The organism is Streptomyces sp. NPDC050448, from assembly GCF_040655295.1.
In the GTDB taxonomy this organism is placed as follows: domain Bacteria; phylum Actinomycetota; class Actinomycetes; order Streptomycetales; family Streptomycetaceae; genus Streptomyces.
In genome coordinates this window covers 1-1,812 of sequence record NZ_JBFAJR010000124.1, presented here as the reverse complement: position 1 = coordinate 1,812, position 1,812 = coordinate 1, and the positions used below count along the sequence as shown (strand labels likewise).

General features: G+C 47.8%; 2 protein-coding genes. One reads left to right on the top strand and one right to left on the bottom strand.

Going from position 1 to position 1,812, the window contains the following annotated elements:
* Window positions 1-128 precede the first annotated feature (128 nt).
* Window positions 129-833, bottom strand: coding sequence for an IS6-like element IS26 family transposase (locus AB0I68_RS39015; protein WP_001067856.1), 705 nt, complete (start codon window positions 831-833; stop codon window positions 129-131).
* A 129-nt stretch (window positions 834-962) separates the two neighbouring features.
* Here AB0I68_RS39015 and AB0I68_RS39010 point away from each other — a divergent pair, with 129 nt between their 5' ends.
* Window positions 963-1,778, top strand: a complete 816-nt coding sequence (locus AB0I68_RS39010) for an aminoglycoside O-phosphotransferase APH(3')-Ia (RefSeq protein ID WP_000018329.1) — start codon at window positions 963-965, stop codon at window positions 1,776-1,778.
* The last annotated feature ends 34 nt before the right edge of the window (window positions 1,779-1,812 follow it).

Below are 1,812 nucleotides of genomic sequence, written 5' to 3'. Positions count from 1 at the left end.
AATCCTTCGCCGAGATCGGGGGCGCCCTGGTCGATGCACAGGATGATGGCCAGCCGCTGGGCGATGTCATCGCGAGGGCACTGTTGCAAAGTTAGCGATGAGGCAGCCTTTTGTCTTATTCAAAGGCCTTACGTTTCAAAAACTCTGCTTACCAGGCGCATTTCGCCCAGGGGATCACCATAATAAAATGCTGAGGCCTGGCCTTTGCGTAGTGCACGCATCACCTCAATACCTTTGATGGTGGCGTAAGCCGTCTTCATGGATTTAAATCCCAGCGTGGCGCCGATTATCCGTTTCAGTTTGCCATGATCGCATTCAATCACGTTGTTCCGGTACTTAATCTGTCGGTGTTCAACGTCAGACGGGCACCGGCCTTCGCGTTTGAGCAGAGCAAGCGCGCGACCATAGGCGGGCGCTTTATCCGTGTTGATGAATCGCGGGATCTGCCACTTCTTCACGTTGTTGAGGATTTTACCCAGAAACCGGTATGCAGCTTTGCTGTTACGACGGGAGGAGAGATAAAAATCGACAGTGCGGCCCCGGCTGTCGACGGCCCGGTACAGATACGCCCAGCGGCCATTGACCTTCACGTAGGTTTCATCCATGTGCCACGGGCAAAGATCGGAAGGGTTACGCCAGTACCAGCGCAGCCGTTTTTCCATTTCAGGCGCATAACGCTGAACCCAGCGGTAAATCGTGGAGTGATCGACATTCACTCCGCGTTCAGCCAGCATCTCCTGCAGCTCACGGTAACTGATGCCGTATTTGCAGTACCAGCGTACGGCCCACAGAATGATGTCACGCTGAAAATGCCGGCCTTTGAATGGGTTCATGTGCAGCTCCATCAGCAAAAGGGGATGATAAGTTTATCACCACCGACTATTTGCAACAGTGCCGATAAAAATATATCATCATGAACAATAAAACTGTCTGCTTACATAAACAGTAATACAAGGGGTGTTATGAGCCATATTCAACGGGAAACGTCTTGCTCTAGGCCGCGATTAAATTCCAACATGGATGCTGATTTATATGGGTATAAATGGGCTCGCGATAATGTCGGGCAATCAGGTGCGACAATCTATCGATTGTATGGGAAGCCCGATGCGCCAGAGTTGTTTCTGAAACATGGCAAAGGTAGCGTTGCCAATGATGTTACAGATGAGATGGTCAGACTAAACTGGCTGACGGAATTTATGCCTCTTCCGACCATCAAGCATTTTATCCGTACTCCTGATGATGCATGGTTACTCACCACTGCGATCCCCGGGAAAACAGCATTCCAGGTATTAGAAGAATATCCTGATTCAGGTGAAAATATTGTTGATGCGCTGGCAGTGTTCCTGCGCCGGTTGCATTCGATTCCTGTTTGTAATTGTCCTTTTAACAGCGACCGCGTATTTCGTCTCGCTCAGGCGCAATCACGAATGAATAACGGTTTGGTTGATGCGAGTGATTTTGATGACGAGCGTAATGGCTGGCCTGTTGAACAAGTCTGGAAAGAAATGCATAAACTTTTGCCATTCTCACCGGATTCAGTCGTCACTCATGGTGATTTCTCACTTGATAACCTTATTTTTGACGAGGGGAAATTAATAGGTTGTATTGATGTTGGACGAGTCGGAATCGCAGACCGATACCAGGATCTTGCCATCCTATGGAACTGCCTCGGTGAGTTTTCTCCTTCATTACAGAAACGGCTTTTTCAAAAATATGGTATTGATAATCCTGATATGAATAAATTGCAGTTTCATTTGATGCTCGATGAGTTTTTCTAAGAATTAATTCATGAGCGGATACATATTTGAATGT

Excerpts from the sequence above, each read along its gene's own strand:
- AB0I68_RS39010 (WP_000018329.1), top strand. The coding sequence starts at position 963 with ATGAGCCATATTCAACGGGAAACGTCTTGCTCTAGGCCGCGATTAAAT.
- AB0I68_RS39015 (WP_001067856.1), bottom strand. The coding sequence starts at position 833 with ATGAACCCATTCAAAGGCCGGCATTTTCAGCGTGACATCATTCTGTGG.